This window comes from Acetivibrio ethanolgignens (assembly GCF_001461035.1).
GTDB classification, from domain to species: domain Bacteria; phylum Bacillota; class Clostridia; order Lachnospirales; family Lachnospiraceae; genus Velocimicrobium; species Velocimicrobium ethanolgignens.
Genome location: NZ_LNAM01000197.1, coordinates 72288 through 97175, shown reverse-complemented (window position 1 = coordinate 97175; position 24888 = coordinate 72288). Strand labels below are relative to the sequence as shown.

Here is a 24888-nt window from a genome sequence, read left to right as displayed (position 1 = left end):
CAACAAAATCGATAACTGCCACACGAAACGCAATAATCGAAATCCGCTTGATTACTCTAAGATCGGAGGTAATGACTAATGTTCAACTCTTTTTATGGTTTAAAATCCAACCCTTTTGACAAACAGCAGTTTTCTGAAAATGACTGTTTCCGTTCCAATGATTTTGAACAGATGACTGCACGGCTCAACTTTCTGAAGGAAACCCGGGGCATCGGGGTATTTACTGCCAGACCCGGCATGGGAAAATCCTTCGCTCTACGATGCTTTGCCAAAAGCCTCAATCCAAACATGTACCATATGGAGTATATCTGCCTTTCCACAGTAAGTGTCTCTGATTTTTACAAGGAATTCTGTCAGGTTCTCGGTGTCAGTGACAAAGGCGGCAAGACCGGGATGTTCCGTTCCATACAGGATCAGATCTACTATCTTTACAAGGAAAAACGCCAGCCCCTCCTTCTTGCCATAGACGAAGCACAGTATCTGAACACCGGTATTCTCAACGATATCAAGATGCTCATGAATTATGGATATGATTCCCTTAACTGTTTTACCCTTATCCTCTGTGGCGAATCCTATCTTCAGGACACTCTGCGCAAACCGGTTCACGAAGCTCTCAACCAGCGCATTACCATCCGTTATAATTATGAAGGTCTCTCTGATTCCGAAGTCCCGGAGTACATAAATCATAAACTAAAATGTGCCGGTGCGGCACCTTCCATCATCAGTGATTCCGCATTATCTGCTGTCCATGGTTATGTTCAGGGCAATCCCCGTATCATCGATAACATCATGACAGACGCACTTAACATCGGCTCCCAGATGAAAAGACAGATCATTGACGAAGAAGTCATCCATGCCGCAGTGACCAACCAGAATCCATTCGCATAGGAGGTATGACCGTATGATTTTTCAATGTAATACCGGCAAAACCGTTGGAAAGAAAATCTGGACCGGGGAGATTAGGCTCCTCGTCCATACCCCCTGCCATTATGAAGCTGTCATAAATGCAAGAGGAACTTCTTTTCATGTGATCGCCGGAAAATACCAGAATGGAAACTATCTGTGTGTTCCAAACATGGACTTCGGCTGTGAACTGTCCCACTTTTCAGATACCTTCTGGAATGCAGAAAGGATACGGCAGCATCTCGACAATCCGGTCGATGTGGAAAGTCTTGTCTGTGGAATAAAAGCACTATGCAACTATGATGAAGTTATATGATTTTCAAGGTTCTCAAGGTCACGATCTGTTCGTGGCCTTATTTCAATCCAGCCATAGCTGAACTGAAATAAGCCCGCGATAATCTGCGGTGACACCCGATATAATGTGCTTTTGCCTCATTGACCGCAGACTGTGACAGGTGTTTCCGTCTGAAATAATCTGCGGAAATCGCCCGAGATAATCTGCGGTTTGACACGATGCGTTCATAGCCTCATCAGCACCAGTATTGTAGATTGGTACAATATCTCCGATAATCTGCAATTGCTGCGATAGCTCTGCGGTTTTGTCTCGTAAAAAGCCTTCTAACTGTTTGTAATACATAATCTGTTCCTCCTTGTTAATCAACCTTGAATAACTGACTGCAATGACTTCTTCTAGGTAAAATCATTACTGGTTATCCTCATAAATAATAAAGATAGCTCAGGGAATATGAACTACTCTCAGCTTTTAGTAGTTGTCTGTTACAATGACCACTATGCGAGCCTTTATTATTATTGCTAATTCAACTTGATAATGAACTATGTCAACTTTTTTTAGATGATTACTTTCACTCATATCCGTAATCATTCAATTATTGCAAATAAATAGAGCTAGGGATTACACCCCAGCTCCAGAATCATAATTATTCTTTATTTCCTTTTGTCTCCACTTAACCGCTTCTTGATAGATAGTTGCATACTTCATACCTTTCTGCTGTTCCAATTTGAGGAAATCACGCATTGGCAACACAACAGCATCCTCTCCATACTTTATCGCAGGTCTGACATCAAAATTGCATATCATAATTTCATTTGATGAGGTATCCTCAAACAGGATTACATACAATTTATCAAGCTTAGTTGAATCCAGTTCATCTTCCACAACCCAATACCCTGACTTATTTTCAGTAAACTTATTTACAAACCCTTTATAATAAGCATCATAATCCCTAATTTGTGGATGATATTTTTTTATTGAAGGTCTTGATACAGACTTAACCTTCTTTGTTGAACCTTCATAATACTGCATTGAGAATAACCAATGGAACGAAGCATCTCGCAATATCTTCAACATCTCCTTATGCTCTCTATCTTGAAATGGAATCGCATAATCTGTGGTACAAAAATACGGTGAATCAAGATAAAAAAAGAAGCTTTCTTCTTTGCCATACAACTCAAACATTCTTTCATAACTGTAATTATAGACTTTTGCCCCTTTTGTATATTTAAAGAAATCATGCATTTTATCACAATTGAATTTAATATTTTTCGGCAGGAGATTCATCCGATTAACAAAATATTTAGCGTCATACATCTTATCAATGCGTAATTTAGAATAAATTCGATAGTTTTCAGTATCCTTAAAATCAAAGCCAAGAACATTCGTAATATAATCAGCATACGCACTTTCTGACATATCAGTTATATATGGTTCCTTGCCTGCATTATTTTTCCTTATACTCCAAAAGAAAAACCACATTGCTCCATACTCAATGATATCATACACTTTTTTAGCAACTGGCGAATCCTTATCTTTTAAAAAATCAATATCAGTAGGCAGATTAGCTATATCAATATTAGCATATTGCTTATTCCACAAATCGAGAGTTTTCTGTATAGCCAAATAATTATTTCTTGTATTCTTAATGAACTCACGCTGAATGGTTATATTACTTATTCCAAGCTGAATCTCCTTTTTATCCAGACCATAGTTGTAATCATTATAATATTGCTTATCGTATAACTGCTCAATATTCAGCTGTTTACTTAATGATTTCTGGTTAGCAATATATGACTCATAGTGTCTTTGAACATCAGCATCCGTATACAAAATCTTGTTAGATATTTGAGCTGAAACAAAGTCCTTATGAAAATCAGCCAAAACCTTTTTGACCTCACCCTTATAGTGGATAAACGCAAAAAGAAAACTCGAAGCTCCTGCATCAATATCATTTACAATCAAATTTTTTGCATCAACCGATGCTGCAACTGTAGCAGTTGCTGAGAATACATCAACAAATGTTTCAAGTTTACGCTTCTTAGCAGTAACTGAATTTGCTCGTAACTGATTAGCAGACTCATAGTACACCTTTTTAATAATTCTGGTAAGATAAGGCTTCTTTACACCATTTCTGTCAATTCTAAGAGCGGAGTATGTGTCACGATTTGCCAAAAATAAATATCGAGTAGACACATGCCACTTATTAAGTATGTTTTCACCTATACCAAATTCTTCAAAAAATTTTGCATTTGATAAACTGTCTCTCGAATTATATTTTAACTGAACTGCAAGGATACAGTAGATGCAGATTTTCTTGAACAAAACTGGATAATATGCTCTTTTCTGTGTACGCTTATATGATAAGACTACAATATTACCAGCTTTCGATAATGTATAATAGTTTTTGAACCACTCAACAAGCTCACTTCTATGCTTTGTAGTTTCTGAATCAGCCACTTCACTATTTATCTCCGTAGTTTCTGAATCAGTCACTTTATATTTCTTTTCCCAGTAACCTGACTCTATATCTTTCTGAAAAGCAGTCATTAGTTCATAATATAAAGGATAGTTTTGTGCAAGAGAATTCTCACCAGCCAGAACTGCATCTACATATTTCTTTTCATCACCAGAAATCTTCTCAAATGGCTCATAAGTGAGCATCTTCAACAACAATTCACGCATAAAAAACAGACCTGCCTTTCTCAAGATAAGTCTATTATACTATGAACCCTTGCGGCACGCTATGAGAAAATAAGACCGAACCCGAAAAATTGGCTCTGCCAGAAAATCACATCCCCACGCTCAAATCCGCATGTTTCAAGGGTTTGTTGGCACTTTGAGCCAAATTTTAGAGCCAAAAATGAACCGAATTGGAGTGAAGCATCCCCATTTCATCCCCACATGCAAAAAAGAAACCCCAAAAAGCCCATAAATTGGGCTTTTCAGGGCAAAATCCGTTATTCAAACTCTATCGTTCCTGGTGGCTTACTTGTCACGTCATACATTACCCTGTTGACATGGCTCACCTCATTGATAATTCGGCTGGTGACTTTTTGCAGTACCTCCCAAGGGATTTCTGCTGCCTCTGCGGTCATAAAATCGATTGTATTCACAGCTCGCAGGGCGATTGCATAGTCATAGGTTCTTTCGTCACCCATAACACCTACAGAACGCATGTTAGTGAGGGCGGCAAAATACTGGCCGATGCTGCGGTCGAGACCGGCATTGGCGATTTCCTCGCGGTAGATGGCGTCGGCATCCTGCACGATTTTAACCTTTTCACCAGTAACTTCGCCAATGATACGGATGCCAAGACCCGGGCCCGGGAATGGCTGACGGAATACCAGCTTCTCTGGAATACCCAGCTCAAGGCCGACCTTACGAACCTCGTCCTTGAACAGGTTGCGGAGTGGCTCGATGATTTCCTTGAAATCAACGCAGTCCGGAAGACCGCCTACGTTGTGGTGGGACTTAATGACTGCAGATTCGCCGCCGAGGCCACTCTCTACTACGTCTGGATAGATGGTTCCCTGTACCAGAAAATCAACGGCACCGATTTTCTTTGCTTCCTCTTCAAATACACGGATAAATTCCTCACCGATGATTTTTCGTTTTTTTTCTGGCTCGGTTACATCTGCCAGCTTGTTATAGAAACGCTCCTGGGCATTGACGCGGATGAAGTTTAAATCGTAGCTGCCTTCTGGACCGAAAACGGTTTCTACCTCATCACCCTCATTTTTACGGAGCAGACCGTGGTCTACAAATACACAGGTCAGCTGATTACCGATTGCCTTGGAAAGCAGAACTGCTGCTACAGAGGAATCTACGCCGCCGGATAAGGCACACAGTACCTTTCCGTTGCCAACCTTTTCGCGAATCTGCTTTACAGACTCCTCTACGAAGGAATCCATTCTCCAGTCGCCGGCACAGCCACACACCTTATATACAAAGTTAGAAAGCATCTTGGTTCCTTCCTGGGTGTGCAGTACCTCTGGATGGAACTGGATTGCATATAAATTCTTCTCAGCGTCCTCGGCAGCTGCTACCGGGCAGTCTGCTGTGGTTGCTGTGATTTTGAAGCCTGGTGCTGTCTTGGAAATATAATCAAAATGGCTCATCCAACAGATAGTCTTTGGTGCTACATCACCAAAAAGCACAGAGCTGTTGTCTACAGAGACCTCTGTCTTACCGTATTCGCGGACAGAAGCACGCTCTACCCTGCCACCCAGGGCATGCTGCATCAGCTGGGCACCATAGCACAGCCCCAGTACTGGTATTCCAAGCTCAAAAAGCTCCTTGGAATAGGTCGGAGCACCTTCCTCATAGCAGCTGTTCGGACCACCGGTCAGGATAATTCCCTTTGGATTCATTTCCCTGATTTTCGCAATGTCAATTTTATAAGAATAGATTTCGCAGTATACGTTGCACTCGCGGACACGCCGAGCAACTAACTGGTTGTACTGACCGCCAAAGTCAATAACAATTACCATTTCCTTATTCAAATCCTTTTCCTCCTACTGTTTAATTGTTGTCTGCCGCCGGAAAGCTCCGTCTGGCAAGCTCTACATCTGCTCCTATTGTACTAACTTTTCATCTGCTTGTCAAAGCTTATGTTGCGATATCTTTCTCCTCGCTACTGCAGCTCATCCAGTGTCTTCCGATAGGATGGCAGAAACTCCTCTAAAAATACCGAAACCTCCGGAAGCTCCATTTTCCGTATACTCTTCTCCAGTGCCTTATAAGCACTAGCAAATTCTGTATTGCCGGCCTTTTCCTCTTCAATACACTTGATGAGGGCAGATAGCTTGTCTGCCGCTTTATTGAGCCGCCAGAGATATTCATCCTCCGTCTGCTTGAAAAACAGCCCCTGATAATAATCCTGCATATCTGCCGGAAGCATATGAAGTAGCTTGGCAGCTGCCACATCCTCTACTGCTTTAAAGGCATCCTTAATCTCATCATTATAGTATTTTATCGGTGTCGGCATATCTCCTGTGATAATCTCGGTACAGTCATGGTAGAGACCAATTAAGGCTGCCCGCTCGGGATTCAGCTGATTGCCAAAGCGGACCTTGCTGATTACCGCCAGGGCATGGGCAAGCATCGCCACTTCCATGGAATGCTCGCTGATATTTTCCTTTTCCGAATTTCGCATTAATGCCCAGCGTTCAATGTACTTCATCCGTGACATCATTGCAAAAAAATGTGACTCCATTTCTCTTCCTCCAGCTTTTGTTTCTCTCACTTTTTCTTCGGCTTATTCTTTATCCTTTTCCAGCATCCTCTTCACATAATGACCGGTATAGGAATTCTCGCACTCAGCCAGCTCCTCCGGGGTTCCCCGGGCTATTACGGTACCACCACGGTCGCCGCCCTCCGGACCCATGTCGATAATGTAATCAGCTGTTTTGATAACGTCCAAATTGTGCTCAATAACGATTACCGTATTGCCGCCCTCTGCCAGCCGGTGAAGAATCTCAACCAGCTTATGAACATCAGCAAAATGCAGTCCTGTCGTAGGCTCGTCTAAAATATAAATGGTCTTTCCGGTACTGCGGCGGGAAAGCTCTGTTGCCAGCTTAATCCGCTGAGCCTCGCCACCGGACAGAGTGGTAGAAGGCTGCCCCAGCTTGATATAGGAAAGCCCTACATCATTCAGAGTCTCGATTTTCCGCCGGATAGCAGGAACATTTTCAAAGAATTTTAAAGCCTCCTCTACGGTCATATCCAGCACATCAAAAATACTCTTTCCCTTGTATTTTACCTCAAGAGTCTCCCTATTATAACGTTTTCCATCACATACCTCGCAAGGCACATAAATATCTGGTAAAAAGTTCATTTCAATCTTAATAATACCGTCACCAGAGCAGGCCTCACAGCGGCCGCCCTTTACGTTAAAGCTGAAACGTCCCTTTTTATAGCCCTTTGCCTTGGCATCTGCTGTCGATGCAAATAAATCACGAATCAAATCAAAAACACCGGTATAGGTAGCCGGGTTGGAACGCGGTGTCCTTCCAATCGGAGACTGGTCGATATTAATAACCTTATCCAGCTGCTCTATGCCCTCAATACTGTCATGGTTTCCCGGGATAACCCTGGCACGGTTCAACTGTCTGGCCAGCTTCTTATAGAGGATTTCATTGACCAGAGAGCTCTTGCCGGAGCCGGACACTCCGGTAACACAGGTCATAATACCTAATGGAAATTCTACATCAATATTTTTCAAATTATTTTCTCTGGCTCCACAAACCGTCAGCCAGCCAGTCGGAGCCTTTCGCTCTGTCGGTACCGGTATCTTTATCCGCCCGCTTAAATACGCTCCTGTAATGGATTTACGTTTTTTCATAATTTCCTTTGCCGTACCCTGGGCAATGACCTCGCCACCGTGCTCTCCGGCACCTGGGCCAATATCCACGATATGGTCGGCTGCCAGCATTGTATCCTCATCATGCTCTACCACAAGCAGCGTATTGCCAAGCTCCCGCAGGTGCTTCAGCGTATTCAGAAGCTTGTCATTGTCCCTCTGGTGAAGGCCGATGCTCGGCTCATCCAGGATGTAGACAACACCTACCAGGCCGGAGCCAATCTGGGTTGCCAGACGAATCCGCTGGGCTTCACCACCGGACAGAGAGCCTGCTGCTCTGGACAGAGTCAGGTAGTCCAGACCAACATCCATTAAAAATCCTATTCTGGCACGGATTTCCTTTAATACCAGCTCACCAATCTTTTCCTGCCGCGGTGTGAGATTTAAGTTTTCCATAAATTCAGAAAGCTCCGAAATGGAAAAATCCGTAATGTCTGCAATATTCTTTTCTCCGATGGTAACTGCCAGTATCTCCGGCTTCAAACGCCGTCCATGGCAGGCCTTACAAGGCGTCACCCGCATAAAGGTCTCATATTCCTGACGGGTATATTCGGAAGCAGTCTCCCGGTATCTTCGCTCCACATTCCGCAAAAGTCCCTCAAACTGCACATCATAAACACCAACACCACGCTGTCCCTTGTAATGCACCTTTACCACCTTATCAAAGCCATGGATAAACATATAGCGGATATGCTCCGGCAGCTCCCGGTACGGCGTGTTCAGATCAAAACCATATTCCGCAGCCAGAGCATCTAAAATTGCTCTCGTATAGCTCCTTGGATCTGTAGCCGACTGCCAGCCAAGGACTGCTACCGCTCCTTCTGCCAGACTCAGAGAATCATCCGGTATCATAAGCTCCTCATCAAACTCCATTTTTACTCCGATACCATGGCACTCCGGGCAGGCTCCAAAAGGATTGTTGAAGGAAAAATTACGCGGCTCGATTTCATCAATACTGATACCGCAGTCCGGGCAGGAAAAGCTCTGACTGAAATTAATCGGCTCACCATCCACCACATCGACAATTAACAGGCCCTCCGCAATTTTTAAAACACTCTCAATGGAATCGGCCAAACGCTTTTCCATCCCTTTCTTTACTACAAGACGGTCTACAATAATCTCAATATTATGCTTAATGTTCTTTTCCAGCTTGATTTCCTCAGACAGCTCATATAGATGCCCATCTACTCTGGCCCGGACATAACCGCTTTTCTTTGCCTGGGCAAACACCTTGCTATGCTCACCCTTCCGGCCACGAACTACCGGTGCTAGAAGCTGGATTTTTGTCCGCTCCGGCAGCTTCATAATCTCATCCACCATCTGGTCTACCGTCTGCCTTTTTATCTCCTTGCCACACCTTGGACAGTGGGGCGTACCGATACGGGCATACAAAAGACGGAAATAATCATAAATTTCTGTTACCGTACCCACGGTGGAACGCGGATTCCGGTTGGTAGACTTCTGGTCAATGGAAATCGCTGGAGAAAGTCCCTCAATGCTCTCTACATTCGGCTTTTCCATCTGTCCTAAAAACATCCGGGCATAGGAGGAGAGAGATTCCATATACCGTCGCTGTCCTTCTGCGTAAATCGTATCAAAGGCAAGAGAGGACTTTCCTGAGCCACTCAAGCCGGTCAGTACCACAAAGGAATCTCTGGGAATGTCCAGAGAAATATTTTTTAAATTATGCTCCTTTGCCCCTCGTATCTTAATGTAATTCTTCTTTGCTGCCATGTTCCTTCCTCACTTCTATTCTAAATTCAAAAGCTCTTTTTTCAAATCAATCAGCTGGTCACGAAGCTCTGCTGCCAGCTCAAAGTTCAGCTCCGCTGCTGCTGTCATCATCTTCTTATTTACTGTCCTTATAAGCTTTTCAAGCTCAGCCTTACTCATAGACTCAGGGTCCTTTTCCATGCGGTAGGATCTGTCCTCTGCCTTCTTTGTAATACGAATCAAATCACGGACAGCCTTTTTAATCGTTGCTGGAGTAATGCCGTGCTCCTTGTTGTAAGCATCCTGTACCTGCCGACGGCGGTTCGTCTCAGAAATCGCTTTATCCATGGAATCCGTAGTCGTATCGGCATACATGATAACCTTGCCATCGGCATTTCGTGCCGCACGGCCTATGGTCTGAATCAAAGAGGTCTCTGAACGTAAAAAGCCCTCCTTATCTGCATCCAGGATAGCTACCAGCGTAATCTCCGGAATATCCAGGCCCTCCCGCAGCAGGTTAATACCAACTAAAACATCAAAAACATCCAGACGCATATCCCTGATAATCTGGGAACGCTCCAGAGTATCAATATCAGAATGCAGATACTTCACCCGGATACCTACCTGCCGCAGATAATCCGTCAAATCCTCTGCCATCTTTTTTGTCAGCGTAGTCACTAGAACCTTATTATGCCCCTCAACCGCCTTATTAATCTCTCCAATCAGGTCATCAATCTGTCCTTCCACCGGACGCACAAAAATCTCCGGGTCCAGAAGTCCGGTCGGACGAATAATCTGCTCTGTCCGAAGAAGCTCATGGTTCTTTTCATAATCCGACGGTGTCGCCGATACAAACATCATTTGGTTAATCTTACTCTCAAATTCTTCAAAATTCAAAGGCCGGTTATCCTTCGCTGACGGCAGTCGGAAGCCATAGTCCACCAAGGTTGATTTTCTCGACTGGTCACCGGCATACATCCCCCGCACCTGGGGAATGGTGATGTGGGACTCGTCTACGATAATCAGATAATCCTCCGGGAAAAAGTCCATCAGGGTAAATGGCGGTTCTCCCGGCTCTAAGCCATTCAGGTGCCTGGAATAGTTCTCAATACCCGAGCAAAAGCCTGTCTCCCTTATCATCTCAATATCAAAATTCGTCCGCTCTGCAATTCGCTGGGCCTCTAAAAGCTTGTCCTCACTTTTAAAATACCCTACTCTTTCCTCCAGCTCTGCTTCTATTTCCTTTAGTGCCGGCTCCATCTGCTCCGGTGAAATAACATAGTGGGAGGCAGGATAAATATAAGCATGCTCCAGCTCATGCTTCACTTCATTCGTCAGAATATCTACCTCTGTAATCCGGTCAATTTCATCTCCGAAGAACTCTACTCGGATAGTAGTATCTGTAGCAGAGGCAAGGAAAATCTCAATCACATCTCCCCGAACACGGAAGGTTCCACGCTTGAAATCCATGTCATTACGGGTGTACTGCATATCCACCAGCTTCCGAAGCACCTCATCCCTATCGCGGACCATACCCGGCCGCAGAGACAGAGTCATATCCTTGTAAAACTCCGGACTACCAATGCCATAGATGCAGGAAACACTGGCTACTACAATAACATCCTTTCGCTCCGTCAGAGCAGCCGTTGCCGAATGACGCAGCTTATCAATCTCATCATTAATGGAAGAATCCTTTGCTATATAGGTGTCGCTGGAGGGTACATAGGCCTCCGGCTGGTAATAATCATAATAGGACACAAAATATTCCACCGCATTCTCCGGGAAGAATTCCTTAAACTCGCTGTAAAGCTGGGCTGCCAGCGTTTTATTGTGAGCGATAACCAAGGTCGGCTTATTGAGCTGTTCGATTACATTTGCCATCGTAAAGGTCTTACCAGAGCCTGTGACACCCAAAAGCGTCTGGAACTGATTGCCCTCTTTGAAGCCATTTACAAGGGCTTTGATAGCTTCGGGCTGGTCCCCGGTAGGTTTATATTCTGAATGTAAGATAAATTTATCCATAATACACTCCTTTCAATCTACTCAAATTCTATCACAAACATTTTAAAATGTACAGAGAAATATAAAACATTTGTTCGTTATTTTCTATAATAAATAACAAGGTGTCTACATCTATCTGAACATTATATCCCGGCTTTAATTGGGCATTCTGCATATGGTCATCATGACATGCTCTTCCCCTCCGACTTCGCCAAGCTTATACACTTCATTTTTACCTTTCGCTGACAGTTTGCTCTCTTTCGAGACTCTAGTATTACTGCAACGCACCGTGTTTAGCAAGTGTGGTCCAGCTTCGCTGGACACACAGCACAAAAAGGGAGCTGATGCTCCATAGATTATTCATCTATTTTGCAACAGCCCCTTCAAATACTTTTTTATCTATTTCCACATAATTCTCAAGAAATTTTGTAAGCTTAAACATCATACTCATTTCAACGAATGCCTTCCGTTATTGTCCTACAGCTTGTTCATCCTCATATCATTATAATTTTCCTCATTCAAATGCCCCATGGACTTGTCCACAATGATTGCATTTGTCAGAGAACCTGTTACATTTAACATTGTTCTTGGCATATCAATAATTGGATCAATGGCCAGAATTGGGCTTACCATTGCAAAGTGTGCACCCATACCGACACCAGACAAACCTACAGAAGCCGCCATAGTTGCCGTACCAGGAATGCCTGCGATACCTAAGGAGCCGATGGTTACAACGAAAATCGTCATTACAATCATGGTAACGTCGATTGGAGTACCAGTTATATTACATACATAGATGATGAGCAGAGATGGGAAAATACCTGCACAGCCCTGCATACCAGCAGTTGTACCAAAACCAGCTACAAAGCTTGCAGTTCCCTGGTCAACACCCAACTTCTTGGTCAATGTTTCAATCGTCATCGGCAGACATCCAACGCTGGAGCGAGAAGTAAATGCCATCAGCATTGTAGGATATGCCTTCTTCAAATAAACAACAGGATTCAAACCATTCGCAGCCAGCAGACCCAGCTGAATTATGAACTGCACCGCAGCTGCAACATACAGAGCAATAATAAATTTGCCAACCTCAAGAATAGAAGAGAGACCTCTCTGGGCAATGGTATTGGCTAACAGTGCCATGACAGCCCATGGCATATAATCCAGAATCAGCAAGGCCATATTGATCATTGCTTTATGTGCTGCATTTATAATATCGTATAATGGCTTTGCAGCCTCTGCACTCTCCTGGTTAATCCACCAGATAGCTAAGCCAAGGAAAGCAGAGAAAATCACAAGACCGATAATATTGCTGTCAACCATTGCACCAACAATATTTCCAGGAATCAGGTTTTTGATTGTGGTAGCAACCGGAGTAATTGCATTAGCTGTTGCTGTTCCGTCCTCTACTAAGGCAGCACCTTTGCCGACACCAAACAGCAAGCCGATTACAACGCCGATCACAGCTGCGACTGCAACCATACCCATAGTAACAAAAATAGTCTTTTTAACCAGCTTACCCATAGTATTGCCCTGTTGCATGTTTATGATAACCTGCATGATAGAAATCATAACCAACGGAACTACAATCATCTTAATCAAATTGATATAGCCACTCCCCACCATTGCAAACCATGTGGTGGTCTCTTTCACAAATGAAACTTCCATTGGAGCATCCGGGAAGCCTGCAACCAGCTGAATGGTCAAGCCAAGAACCAGGCCTAGACCAGTACCAATCATAACTACCACTGCAAAATCCATATGTTTCTTATGGTACAAAACATGGATCAGATAAAACAGCCCTGCAAGAACCACCAGAAAAGCAATGGTTCTTACATCACTAATCATTAAAAATTCTTGAAAAAATACATTTTGCATACTCATACTCCTTTATCTTTTGGTTAAAAATTTTGCCTACATAAAATTATATTCTGTAACGATTTTGTCACGCCCTGTTGTCACATCAGCAAAATATTCATAATAGCTGATTCCTAAAAATGACCCGGAAATATTGTAGATATTGTCAAAACCCTGACCTTTTAATGTCATAATTGCATTGTAGCTTCTCTGGCTAGTTCTGCAATGCAAATATACCGGTCTGTCCTTAGGTATCTCAGAAATACGCTGTCTCAGCTGTCCAAGAGGGATATTGACTGCCCCAATCAGATGACCGTATTCATACTCCTCCGGGGTTCTTACATCAATGATATATGCCCCGCTCTCTACCAAATCTCTGACCTGACTTACAGGCACCTGTCTAAACACTCCATGCAAAACATTCAGACCAACCAGTGCTGCCAGGTTAACCACATCTCTTGCCGTACCAAATACCGGAGAATAACAAAGTTCCAGTTCCTTCAGATCCTCCAGCGTACCATCCATTGCAATCAAGGTTGCAATAACATCAATACGCTTGTCCACGTTACCGTGTCCGATAGCCTGTGCTCCCAGGATTCTACCAGTAGGTACCTCAAATACAAGTTTAAAATGAACGGGAGCACTGCCCGGCATCAATCCTACCTTATCCATAGACATGGTGTAGACAGAATCACAGGAGATCTGATTTGCCTTAGCTGTCCTCTCATTCAATCCTGTTGCTGCCGCATTCATTTCGAATACACGGACTGCACAGGATCCTATTACACCATTGTTTCTTCCTCTCATGCCATACATTGCATCAGCAGCTGTCCTTGCCTGGCGAAGAGCCAGGCCGGCCAAAGGAAGCTTTGTCGGTTTATGGGTCAGACGATGATATACCTCAATGGCATCTCCCACTGCATAAATGTTAGGATCATTGGTACGAAAATCAGGTGTTACCTTGATTGCCCCTGTTTCACCAAGCTCCAGACCGGCATCCTTTGCCAGAGAAGTCTCTGGAAGCACTCCGATTGCCAATACTACTGCATCTGCAGCCACCTCCGCTCCTGAATTCAGGATCACCTTTTCTTCTGTGATTGCCTTTACACCATCACCTACAATCAGCCTAACACCGCGATCATAAAGTTCCTTCTCCAGAATCTGGCACATGTCATAATCAAAAGGTGCCATTACCTGAGGGGCTGCCTCTACAATAGCAACATTCTTGCCGGACTCCTTCAGATTCTCTGCTACTTCCAGACCGATGAAACCACCGCCAATAACTGCAATATTCCTGACATTTTCACAATTTACATACATATCCAGCTTTGCGATATCAGTCACATTACGAACCGTAAATACGTGAGGGAGCATCACTCCTGCGATAGATTTCGGACGAATCGGAAAGGAACCAGGTGATAGTACCAGATCATCATAACCCTCATCATATTCCTCTCCTGTGATACAGTTCTTCACATGGACTGTTTTGTCAGTACGATTGATACTGCACACTTCACTGTTAACCCGCACATCGATGTCATAAGAAGTCTTAAAGCCTTCCGGAGTCATCAGCACAAGATAGTCCTTGTCCTCTACGGTTCTGCTTAAATAGTATGGAAGGGCACAGTTAGAGAATGATACATGCTCTCCTCTCTCAAAGATGGTAATAGATGCTTCAACATCCAAACGTCTGATTCTAGCTGCTACAGAAGCACCACCAGCAACTCCTCCAACTACAAGTACTCGTCTTCCCATGCTTTCACTTCCTTTCTAATTCATTCATACTTTTATATCTCTGCCTTGTTGAGATTCTCAACAATTCTTGATACAGCTTCCATCACATTCTTTGGATCCGTTGCCAGATTCATGCGGAAGAAGCCCGATGCATTTACGCTGAACCATTCCCCCACATCGCATGCAAGACGGCATTGATTCCAAACAAACTCGGATACCTTTTCTGCTGGCATATATGCTCTTAAGTCAATCCAGCTTAAGTAGGTTCCCTCTAATGGTGTTACTACTACCTTTGGAGTTTCCCTGGCAAGAGTCTCTGTCAGGTAATTATAGTTATGTAAGACAACAGCCTTCACATTCTCAAGCCACTCTTCACCGCCGCGGAATGCTGCTGCCAGACCGGCCATCCCCATCAGGTTCGTTTCCGGTGAACCGGTTCCCTTAATGTGTGCATCGTATTTCTCCATCAGCTTTTCATCAAAAATAACAACATGAGAATGAATCAGGCCAGCCAGATTGAAGGTCTTGGAACCAGAATTCAAGGTAACCAACATATCTCTGTAAGCACCAAACTTTACCATACAGGAAGATAAGAACTTCCTGTCATAGGTAAAATCCTGATGGATCTCGTCAGATACCACAAGTACTCCGTGACTCCGGCAAATCATAAACATCTTATCCAGCTCTTCTTCAGACCATACACGGCTTACCGGGTTGTGCGGAGAGCACAGAATAAACTCTTTTACCTCATTGTCTACAATCGTCTTCTCAAATTTTTCGAAGTCCAGTAGGTAGTAACCATCATGATTATCCAGTTCACAGGTAACGCAGTTCCTTCCTGAGTTAATGATTGCATCATAAAATGGATAATACACCGGTGAACAAATCAAAACACTGTCCCCTGGCTGTGTATATGTCTGAACTGCTACATACAGGGAACCAACCACACCTGTTGCATACCGCAGATTCTCTATCTTCATGTCAATCCCATGATGTTTTTTCTGCCATGCAGAAAAAGCCTCAAAATATTCTGTGCCTTTTAAATTATAACCAAATACACCATGCTCAACAGCTGCTGCCAGTGCCTTTCTTGCGGATTCCGGAGACTTAATCTCCATATCTGCAATCCAAAGAGGTAACATATCATCATAACCGAAGGTTTCTTTGCAGGAATCCCACTTTAAGGTACCTGTTCCTTTTCTCTCCACACAGTTTTCCGAACAGAATTTTACAATATCCATTTTCATACTACCTTTCCTTTCAATTATTGATTTACAATATTATTTACCATGTGAACTATATTATATGGTACATTGTATTTATTGTCAATTATATCTCGTATATAATACCAAAAATAGTCATTTTTAATAATATTTTGCTAGAAATTTTGTTACTATTGTTTTGTATATAAACCATTTTATATATCTGCCTGATTTTGTATTTATTTTAAATCTTGAAACACATTTTTATATGTGTTATGATAGATACGTTAAAACATTGGATTATAAAAGAATGGAGTGTCTGTACCTATATGGACTATTTTTCAGAGCTTGACAGTGCCTATCGCAAGTTAAACGTCCGTGCAGATATGCTGTACGAATTTGTTATTTTATATCACAACTACATCTACGCTCAACATACCTATGAAGCAGAAAACTACAATATGATAGAGATTCATATTCTCACTACCATCGATGATTCACCTGGCATCACCGCCACTCAACTATCAAAAATGTGGCACAAAAGTAAAAGTGCCATCTCCCAGACAATAAAAAAATTAATCGAAGGTGGATATGTAGAAAAGCGTTATATGGAAAACAACGAAAAGAATGCCTGTTTATTTGTGACAGAGAAAGGGAAACGTCTTTCCAATGTCCACAAGGCATATGATGTGGCAGATATCACCCAAACTAATGCCCACCTTATAGAGCAATGTAGTGAAGCTGATTTAGACGCTTTTTACCGGATTATCAATCAATATATTAAGCTTCTTAAATCTGAGTCGTAGCTGCAAGGAGGGCATTGCAAAAAAAGTTGTCCTACCCACACCTTTTTTTGGGGGCATGTTCGTAAGCCGATTGGTTTAGAAAAAAATTTAGCAGCTATGAGTTACTTTCTCATAGCTGCTAAAATTTTTTCTTACTCTACAATTTCAACATATACATCCTGTATACCGCCGCAAACCATGCCTTCCTGCTCGGCATCCTGGTTTGTCATATTTACCCGTATCAGAGCCGGCTTTGGTGCCTCCTCCGAAAGTAGTGCTCTGGCCTTTCTCATAAGCTCAGCCTCTGCACAGCCTCCACCGATAGTGCCCTTAGCAGTTCCATCCGCAAAAATCAACATTTTCGTGCCAATCTGCCGCGGTGCAGAGCCCTTCCGCATAACAATCGTTGCCAGTGCTTTACGGCCCAGCTGCATAAGTCCCTCTAAAATCTCATCCGAATACCCTTCTGAGCGTTTTTTTGCATTTTTTACTGATATAATTTCACCCAGAATAGAAACTGCAATTTCCTCCGGCGTTTCACTGTGGATGTCCAGGCCAATCGGTGCATGCAGGCCCAAAAGCTGCTCCTCCGAAAAGCCCTCCTTGGCCATAGTCTGCTTTAAAAGCCGTACCCGGGAGCGGCTTCCCATCATTCCGACATAGGCATAGGTTTTATTTAAAATAGCCTCCAGGCACACCTTATCATACCGATGGCCACGGGTTACAATAACAAAGTAGGTATCGGGATTGCCCTCGATGCTCTCCAAAGCATGCTCAAAGGAATCACAGATTACCTCATCGGCCTGGGCCTGCCTTGCCTGATTTGCAAACATCGGGCGGTCTTCGATTACCGTAACCCTGATATGCAGAAGCTTTGCCAGTCTTACAATCGACAGGGCAACATGTCCGCCGCCACAGATAACCAGCCTTGGACTCTGGCTCAACACCTCAAAAAAGACCCTTTCCGTGCCGATTTCCTGGTAGCAGGTTTCCGTTATATCTCTCATCCTCTCGATAAGCTCCGAAAAACCCGGAGCATCCTCATATACCACTTCGCCATCTGCCAGGATACAGCGGTACCCCTGATGCTCACCTTCTGCCACTACTGCAGTTACTATACTTTTTCTCTTATTTTTTTCTAACACCTCTAAAAACATATCCCCTTAACTCCTTATACCTTATCTATTACGCTTCCTTTAAGAAAGCTGCATAGCCCTTCTTAGCCTCATAAAGGTCTGCCTTACTGGTAACCTCCCAAGGTGCATGCATGCTAAGTACAGCTACCCCGCTATCAATAACCTCCATGCCATATAAGGACATGATGTAAGCAATGGTTCCGCCGCCGCCTGCATCTACCTTGCCAAGCTCTGAGGTCTGGAAAGCAACCTTATGCTTTTCTAGCATCTGACGGATACGTCCTAAATACTCTGCATTCGCATCGTTGGACCCGGACTTTCCTCTTGCACCGGTATATTTGTTAAATACAATACCCTTTCCAAAATAAGCGGTATTCTTCTTTTCAAACACAGAAGCATAAGCCGGATCATAAGCAGCACTTACATCGGAGGAAAGCATCCGTGAGTTTGACAAACATCTTCTTAAAGAAAGCTCGCTAAACTGACCCATACGGTCTAAAATCTCTGCTACTGTATTTTCAAAAAAACGGGACTGCATTCCAGTAGCACCTACACTACCGATTTCCTCTTTATCTACTAAAAGACAGCAGGTAGTTTTCTCTGTCTTTTCCACCTCTAACATCGCTACTAAGGAGGTATAAGCACACACTCTGTCATCCTGACCATAGCCGATAACCATACTCTTATCGATACCACAATCTCTTGCTTCACCTGCCGGTACAACCTCCAGCTCTGCAGACAGGAAGTCATCCTCCTCCATATCATATTTTTCCTTCAGGATTGCCAGTACGCCTTCCTTTACCGCATCCTTTTCCTTACCCTTTAACGGGATGCTTCCAAAGAGAATATCCAGGGCCTCACCCTCAACAACCTTAGCTCCCTTCTTTTCCATCTGCTCACCGGACAGGTGAATTAAAAGGTCTGTTACACAAAATACCGGGTCATTCTTATCCTCACCAATAACCACATCCACCACGGTACCGTCTTTTTTTGCAACAACACCATGGATTGCCAGTGGAATCGTAACCCACTGATATTTCTTAATTCCACCATAATAATGGGTATCCAAAAATGCAAGTCCTGTGTCCTCATATAATGGATTCTGCTTTAAATCCATTCTTGGGGAGTCAATGTGAGCTCCCAGGATGGCCATACCATCTTCCATAGACCTGCTTCCCAGATTAAACAGGGCAACTGCCTTTTTCATACATATGGCATATACTTTATCTCCAGCCTTCAGCTTCTTTCCTGAAGCAATAACCTCCTCGAGATTAACATAGCCCTTAGCTTCCGCCAGCTTTACAGATTCCGTTACACATTCTCTTTCTGTTTTACCCTTATCCAGATACTCACGGTATCCCTTTGCAAGCTTCTCAAGCTCTGTCTTATCCTTTTTTGTATAGTTATTCCATACAACTTCTTTTTCCATTATCTTATCCTCACTTTCTATAAATTCTTCCATTGAAGCCGGTGCAAATGCCCCTCGATATTCATATGCTCAAAACCATGCTGCCGCAGGGCTTCATATACAACAATCGCTACGGAGTTAGACAGGTTTAGCGAACGGATGTCCCCAATCATAGGAATACGGATTGCCGTATCCTCATGCTCTACCAGAATTTCCTCTGGTATACCCGCACTTTCCTTGCCAAACATAATATAGCAGTCTTCCTCATAGGACACCTCGGCATAGGTTTTCTGTGCCTTTGTTGTTGCCATATAAATTTTGGCTCCCGGGTTTTTCTCTAAAAAATCGTCAAAATTATCATAAACCCTCACATCCAGCTTATCCCAATAATCCAGTCCGGCTCTCTTTAGCTCCTTTTCTCCAATCCGAAAGCCCAGAGGCTCAATCAAATGAAGCCTTGCACCTGCTGCTACACAGGTACGGCCGATATTGCCTGTATTTGCTGGAATCTCCGGCTCATGAAGTACAACATTCAGCATAATAAAATCCTCTTTCTCACTAAAAAGGGTGATACTCAATCACCCTTTAATGCTATATTAAATTCTATCGTCTTATCTCCGTCATAAATTATCGGAATACAGATATTCTTTGCAAAGCCTGTCGTAAAGGCAACATCACCAGTACATACCGTCGGCGGTGTAATATCAATACCAATGCCCTTAGTTGAAAATACCGTGGCAGTATTTCCCATAATCATATTGCCCAGCTCACAGATTGCACTGGTAGACAGCTCATCTAACTGAGTAATCGGCATCATACACATCTTGGAGGCGATATCACAGGCAACTGAATTCTCAAAGGCAATCATAACCTGTCCACGCATCTCACCGGTTACACCGATAATAATTACCAGCGTATCACTGGTAAATGTAGCATCCTTCAGATAGGGCTTACCAATCTGGGCATCTACAAAGCACATATTTTTTAAAACCTGTGTTCCTGCAATCAAAAACGGATTAATGTGATCCGCATTCATTCCTGCCATCTATGTACCCTCCTAACTTGTCTTCCTTAAAATTTTACCACACCTTTAGTTTCCCGACAAGCGATTTCTGATAAAGCGTTCCATTCTCTCCAGAGCAATTTTAAGATTTTCAATGGAGTAAGCATAAGAAATACGAACAAAGCCCTCGCCACATTCTCCAAAGGCAGTTCCCGGTACAACAGCCACCTTTTCCTCCTGCAGAAGGCGAGTCGCAAATTCCTCTGAGGTCATGCCAAACTTTTTAATACTCGGGAATACATAAAAGGCTCCAAAAGGCTCAAAGCAGTCCAGTCCCATTTCCTTAAAGCGTTCTATCAAAAAGCGCCGCCGCTGGTCATAGGCACTCTTCATCCGCTCCACATCTGCCGCACCGTTACGCAAAGCCTCTACTGCTGCATATTGGCTGGTTGTCGGAGCACACATAATGGCAAACTGATGCACCTTGACCATCTGGCTAATAATGTTCTCCGGTCCGGCAGCATAGCCAAGACGCCAGCCGGTCATCGCAAAGGATTTAGAAAAGCCATTGATTACAATTGTTCTCTCCTTCATCCCCGGCAGGGAGCCAATGGAACAGTGTTCTCCACTATAGGTAAGCTCAGCGTAAATCTCATCTGAAATAACAAACAAATCCTTTTCAATAACGACATCGGCAATCTCCTGAAGCTCCTCCCGGGTCATAACAGCCCCCGTCGGGTTATTTGGAAACGGCATTACTAAAATCTTGGTCTTATCGGTAATCGCCGCCAGAAGCTCTTCCTTGGTCAGCTTAAACTGATTCTTCTCCTGAAGCTCAATCGTCACCGGAACACCATAGGCCAGCTGTACGCAAGGCAGATAGGATACATAGCATGGCTCCGGTATCAAAACCTCATCTCCCGGATCTACCATAACACGAAGAGCCACATCAATGGCCTCACTGCCTCCTACAGTTACAAAAATCTCATGGTTATAGTCATAATGAAGGTCAAATCTGCGTGCCAGATATTTGCTGATTTCAATCTTTAAATCCTTAAGTCCGGCATTGGAGGTATAAAAGGTACGTCCCTTTTCCAGAGAATAAATACCCTCCTCCCGGATATGCCACGGAGTATCAAAATCCGGTTCACCCACACCCAGGGAAATCGCGTCCTTCATTTCACTTACAATATCAAAAAATTTACGAATGCCAGATGGCTTTACTTCCTTAATTGTCTTGGACAAAGGGTCTCTCATGGGGTAATCAACTGCCTTTCATCTTCTTTTACGCTATCTACCAGTGCCATACCATACTCCTTGTATTTCTTTAATACAAAGAAGGTCGCCGTACTCTGTACCGCCTCCAGCGGAGCCAGCTTATTCCATACGAAATTAGAAATCTCCTGCATATTACGACCGACAATCATAACAGTCAAGTCAAAACCACCGCTCATCAGGTATACGCTTTCAACCTCATCAAATTTATAAATCCGCTCTGCAATTTTTTCAAAGCCCTGGCCTCTCTGAGGAGTAACCTTTACTTCAATCAGGGCAGTCAGCTTCTCACAATCCACATTGTCCCAGTTAATCAGGGTAGGATATCCACAGATAATCCCCTCCTGTTCCATGGCAGCAAGCTCTGCCTCTATCTCTTCCTTTGAAAAGCCCAGCATAACCGCCAGCTCATCGGTGGTATACCGGCTGTTTTTTGAAATCGTATTTAGAATCTTAACTCTCTTTTCCATGTCTTAGCTCCTCTCTTGATAGGCCTTATAAAGCTCGTCCGTCTTTGGCGGCTCTAGAAAACGCCGTTCATCTTCATTTATAATCACCCGGTCATGACCGGCTGTTACCCTTCCAATCACAGCAGCCGGTATCCCCGCCTGCTGAAGTGCCTCTGCCAGCTCGTTCCCATGGTCTGCCGCCATCAGCATACAGCCGCTGGATATCAGCATATAGGGATTTAAATCAAAAAATTCACAGATTTCCACCGTTTCCTGACGAAGGGGTATCTTTTTTAAATCCACACAAAGTCCCACATCCGAAGCTGCTGCCATCTCCCAAAGGGCTCCAAACACACCGCCCTCTGTAATATCATGCATCGCCACAGCACCGTGCTCTCTGGCAATTTTGGCTTCCTCTACTACAGAAATATACTCTATCATCCCTTTGGCAGATTCTATCAAATCAAGGGGATAACGTGTCCTTAGCTTTTCCTCCATATCGGCTGCTAAAATCGCCGTACCCTCAAGTCCTGCCCATTTTGTCATAACCAGCTCCTGAGAAGGCTTTAAATCACTGACCGTCATAATCCTGTCTTTTTTTATCCTTCCAACGCCGGTTACCGTAACAATTGGCTGATTTACGGCACGGCTCACCTCCGTATGTCCGCCCATAACCTCGATGTCAAGCTGAGCACAGGCCGCTTCTACGTCCTTCATCATTTGCTTAAGCTCTGCTTCCTTTGCACCCTTTGGCAAAATCACACTCAGCATAATACCAATCGGCTCTGCTCCGCTGCTGGCAATATCATTGGCAGTAATATGTACTGCCAGAGTGCCGATTTCACTTGCTGTACCGGTAATCGGATCTGTCGACATAACAATCGCATCCTCTTCTCCCGCTGCAAATACAGCACAGTCCCGTCCAATTCCCGGAGTCACCAAAACCTCCGGTCTTCTATGGCAAATCTGCTTAAATACAGACCGTTTCAATACATTTTCCGGTATTTTCCCAACTTCCATACTACTGCCTCCACACTCTGCTGCTCTAATATTGTTCCAAAAAGAGGCTGCCGCAGCCTTTGGCAACCTCTCTTCATAAATCCTGTTATTCTTCTGTTTCAACGTCCTCATCGGAAGGAGTTTCCTCCGGTTCTTCGGATTCCTCTGGTGTCTCCTCTTCTGCTTTGTCAGTCTTATCGTTCTTATTCTTATCCTTGTCTTTTTTCTTGTCTTTATCCTTCTCCTCATCCTCTTCCTTCGTACCGACAGTTACATAAGCCGGCTCCGCAGCATAGGAGCTTGAATTTACCTTTTCTCTGCTAACCTCAACACCATTTTCGTAAACAACCTTCCAAAGCTCTGCCTGGTAGCCCTTATGTGCAGACTGGGTAACTACTCTGTAATCTGTAGGCTTTGTAGGATCCTCGGTAATCTTTTCCTTACCAGGGTCAATAACCTTAAGCACCTTGGAAACATACTCAATCTTACGGTTTACAGTATCTCTTGTCTCATGTCCATAAATAGTAAAGGTAATCGTACGGCCTACTGTAGCAGCTTCAATATAAAGTGGTACATCTGTATTATTCTTGAGCTTTAAATCCTTATAGGTGCCTGCAATCGCTGCATCCATGGATGGTTCAACATAGCCTACAATCATGGAATGATTACTCCTCTCTGCAATCTCAATCTCAGCTAGCAAAGCTGCATTGTAGAGAGTGGTCGCTACCTGGCATACGCCACCGCCGATGCTGTCAACCACCTGTCCATTCTGATAAGCACCTGCCATGGAATAGCCATTTTCTGCGGTGATAGGAGAAAGAGTTCCGCCAGTAGAAAAGGTCTCACCCGGCCAGATAATTGAGCCATTAATAAGTCTTGCTCCGTTTGCCAGGTTATTTGCTCTGGAAGCGGAAGAAGTAGCATAGGTTGTAGAGAAGCTTCCCAGCTTATCCTTGCAAAGCTCTACAACCTCTTTTGGGAACTCAGGCTCTTCATCCATAACAACTGCCTCCATGAAAATATCCTGATAATCCCAGTCCTTTTCAACTCTCGCCACAATTTTTCCAACGGTCTCGTCTGCTACTACCTTACGGCCTGTTTTATCCTCTCCAACAACAAAAACACCATTTTCTCTTTTCAGAGAGGCATTCTCTGCCGGAATGTCAAAAGCAGAGCATTTCTCTGTTACAAAGTTCTCTACCAGAGTCTTATCCAAATGGATTGGAATGCTAAGATCCAATCTCTGGTTCTCCAAATTCTTAATTTCCTTATATCTCTTAATAAAATTGCCTGTCTTTCCGATGTTTGCAGCCTCTTCTACAACTTCATTCTCCTCCGCTACAAGCCCCAGCTCTCTTAAGGTAATCTTCACTGTATGTTTATCTATCGCCACTGTCAGAGTACGGCTTTCTAACTCCTCCAGATAAGCACCTACCGCTTCTTCCGCCTGCTCCTTTGTCATACCACCGACATCAACGGAATTGATATAGATACCCTCACAGATAGTATTATCGTTCTTTTTTGCCAGCACAGTCGTTGCTACAAAAGTAATCACCGCAAGAATACTTAACGTAATCAACGTAGCAGGCAGGTATTTCTTAATTTTCATTTTTCTAAGTCCCCTTTAAATCTCTGTTTTTCAGACTATTTTCCATTTTAACACAAGTTTCCAATTATGCAAGTCCAAATACCTGCTTTTCTTTCTAAAATTTGACATTTTTCCTGTCATTTTGTATAGTTTATGTAGAGTTTCCTTTTACATCAAGG

The 24888-nt window shown here is 43.6% G+C and carries 20 protein-coding genes; 3 read left to right on the top strand and 17 right to left on the bottom strand.

What is annotated here, in order from left to right:
• Positions 1-78: 78 nt before the first annotated feature.
• Together ASU35_RS15810 and ASU35_RS15805 are read left to right on the top strand one after the other, a co-directional pair.
• Positions 79-888, top strand: coding sequence for an ExeA family protein (locus ASU35_RS15810; protein WP_058353941.1), 810 nt, complete (start codon positions 79-81; stop codon positions 886-888).
• Between the two features lie 13 nt (positions 889-901).
• On the top strand, positions 902-1219 hold the full coding sequence (locus ASU35_RS15805) for a DUF6618 family protein (RefSeq protein WP_058353940.1): 318 nt from the start codon (positions 902-904) through the stop codon (positions 1217-1219).
• A 42-nt stretch (positions 1220-1261) separates the two neighbouring features.
• Here ASU35_RS15805 and ASU35_RS15800 read toward each other — a convergent pair whose 3' ends face one another.
• The 9 genes from ASU35_RS15800 to ASU35_RS15760 all read right to left on the bottom strand — a co-directional run bounded on the left by ASU35_RS15800 (position 1262) and on the right by ASU35_RS15760 (position 16111).
• Positions 1262-1540, bottom strand: a complete 279-nt coding sequence (locus tag ASU35_RS15800) for a hypothetical protein (RefSeq protein WP_058353939.1) — start codon at positions 1538-1540, stop codon at positions 1262-1264.
• Between the two features lie 276 nt (positions 1541-1816).
• On the bottom strand, positions 1817-3880 hold the full coding sequence (locus tag ASU35_RS15795; protein WP_058353938.1) for a DNA adenine methylase: 2064 nt from the start codon (positions 3878-3880) through the stop codon (positions 1817-1819).
• Between the two features lie 275 nt (positions 3881-4155).
• Positions 4156-5700: a glutamine-hydrolyzing GMP synthase gene (gene guaA, locus ASU35_RS15790; protein ID WP_058353937.1), complete on the bottom strand. Its 1545-nt coding sequence runs from the start codon at positions 5698-5700 to the stop codon at positions 4156-4158.
• A 131-nt stretch (positions 5701-5831) separates the two neighbouring features.
• Complete coding sequence (gene yfbR / locus ASU35_RS15785) at positions 5832-6413, bottom strand: 5'-deoxynucleotidase (RefSeq protein WP_058353936.1); 582 nt, start codon at positions 6411-6413, stop codon at positions 5832-5834.
• A gap of 42 nt (positions 6414-6455) precedes the next feature.
• A complete protein-coding gene (uvrA, locus tag ASU35_RS15780) occupies positions 6456-9296 on the bottom strand; it encodes an excinuclease ABC subunit UvrA (protein WP_058353935.1) in 2841 nt (946 codons plus the stop codon).
• A 15-nt stretch (positions 9297-9311) separates the two neighbouring features.
• Complete coding sequence (gene uvrB, locus ASU35_RS15775; RefSeq protein WP_058353934.1) at positions 9312-11297, bottom strand: excinuclease ABC subunit UvrB; 1986 nt, start codon at positions 11295-11297, stop codon at positions 9312-9314.
• A 456-nt stretch (positions 11298-11753) separates the two neighbouring features.
• A complete protein-coding gene (locus tag ASU35_RS15770) occupies positions 11754-13151 on the bottom strand; it encodes a cation:dicarboxylate symporter family transporter (protein ID WP_058353933.1) in 1398 nt (465 codons plus the stop codon).
• A 36-nt stretch (positions 13152-13187) separates the two neighbouring features.
• Positions 13188-14885, bottom strand: a complete 1698-nt coding sequence (locus tag ASU35_RS15765; RefSeq protein ID WP_058353932.1) for an FAD-dependent oxidoreductase — start codon at positions 14883-14885, stop codon at positions 13188-13190.
• Positions 14886-14917: 32 nt separating this feature from the next.
• A complete protein-coding gene (locus ASU35_RS15760) occupies positions 14918-16111 on the bottom strand; it encodes a MalY/PatB family protein (RefSeq protein ID WP_242861303.1) in 1194 nt (397 codons plus the stop codon).
• A 284-nt stretch (positions 16112-16395) separates the two neighbouring features.
• Between ASU35_RS15760 and ASU35_RS15755 the strand changes: the two genes are divergently transcribed.
• Entirely contained in the window at positions 16396-16872 is a 477-nt protein-coding gene (locus tag ASU35_RS15755; protein ID WP_058353931.1) for a MarR family winged helix-turn-helix transcriptional regulator, read from the top strand.
• Positions 16873-17003: 131 nt separating this feature from the next.
• Here ASU35_RS15755 and ASU35_RS15750 read toward each other — a convergent pair whose 3' ends face one another.
• From ASU35_RS15750 to ASU35_RS15715, 8 genes are read right to left on the bottom strand one after another with little or no spacing between them, the layout of a single operon-like run.
• Positions 17004-18008, bottom strand: coding sequence for an XdhC family protein (locus tag ASU35_RS15750; RefSeq protein WP_058353930.1), 1005 nt, complete (start codon positions 18006-18008; stop codon positions 17004-17006).
• A 28-nt stretch (positions 18009-18036) separates the two neighbouring features.
• Positions 18037-19416: an aminopeptidase gene (locus tag ASU35_RS15745; RefSeq protein ID WP_058353950.1), complete on the bottom strand. Its 1380-nt coding sequence runs from the start codon at positions 19414-19416 to the stop codon at positions 18037-18039.
• Positions 19417-19433: 17 nt separating this feature from the next.
• Complete coding sequence (locus ASU35_RS15740; RefSeq protein WP_058353929.1) at positions 19434-19934, bottom strand: tRNA (cytidine(34)-2'-O)-methyltransferase; 501 nt, start codon at positions 19932-19934, stop codon at positions 19434-19436.
• A gap of 35 nt (positions 19935-19969) precedes the next feature.
• The gene (locus tag ASU35_RS15735) at positions 19970-20440 is read right to left on the bottom strand and encodes a chemotaxis protein CheX (protein ID WP_058353928.1); all 471 of its coding nucleotides are present in this window, start codon (positions 20438-20440) and stop codon (positions 19970-19972) included.
• Positions 20441-20485: 45 nt separating this feature from the next.
• Positions 20486-21655: an aminotransferase class I/II-fold pyridoxal phosphate-dependent enzyme gene (locus tag ASU35_RS15730; protein WP_058353927.1), complete on the bottom strand. Its 1170-nt coding sequence runs from the start codon at positions 21653-21655 to the stop codon at positions 20486-20488.
• Entirely contained in the window at positions 21652-22143 is a 492-nt protein-coding gene (locus ASU35_RS15725) for an Lrp/AsnC family transcriptional regulator (protein ID WP_058353926.1), read from the bottom strand. The genes ASU35_RS15730 and ASU35_RS15725 overlap by 4 nt, the downstream gene beginning before the upstream one ends.
• Before the next feature lie 3 nt (positions 22144-22146).
• Entirely contained in the window at positions 22147-23253 is a 1107-nt protein-coding gene (locus ASU35_RS15720; protein ID WP_341417473.1) for an AIR synthase family protein, read from the bottom strand.
• Complete coding sequence (locus ASU35_RS15715) at positions 23228-24730, bottom strand: VanW family protein (RefSeq protein ID WP_058353925.1); 1503 nt, start codon at positions 24728-24730, stop codon at positions 23228-23230. Before ASU35_RS15715 ends, ASU35_RS15720 begins: the two co-directional genes overlap by 26 nt.
• Positions 24731-24888 lie beyond the last annotated feature (158 nt).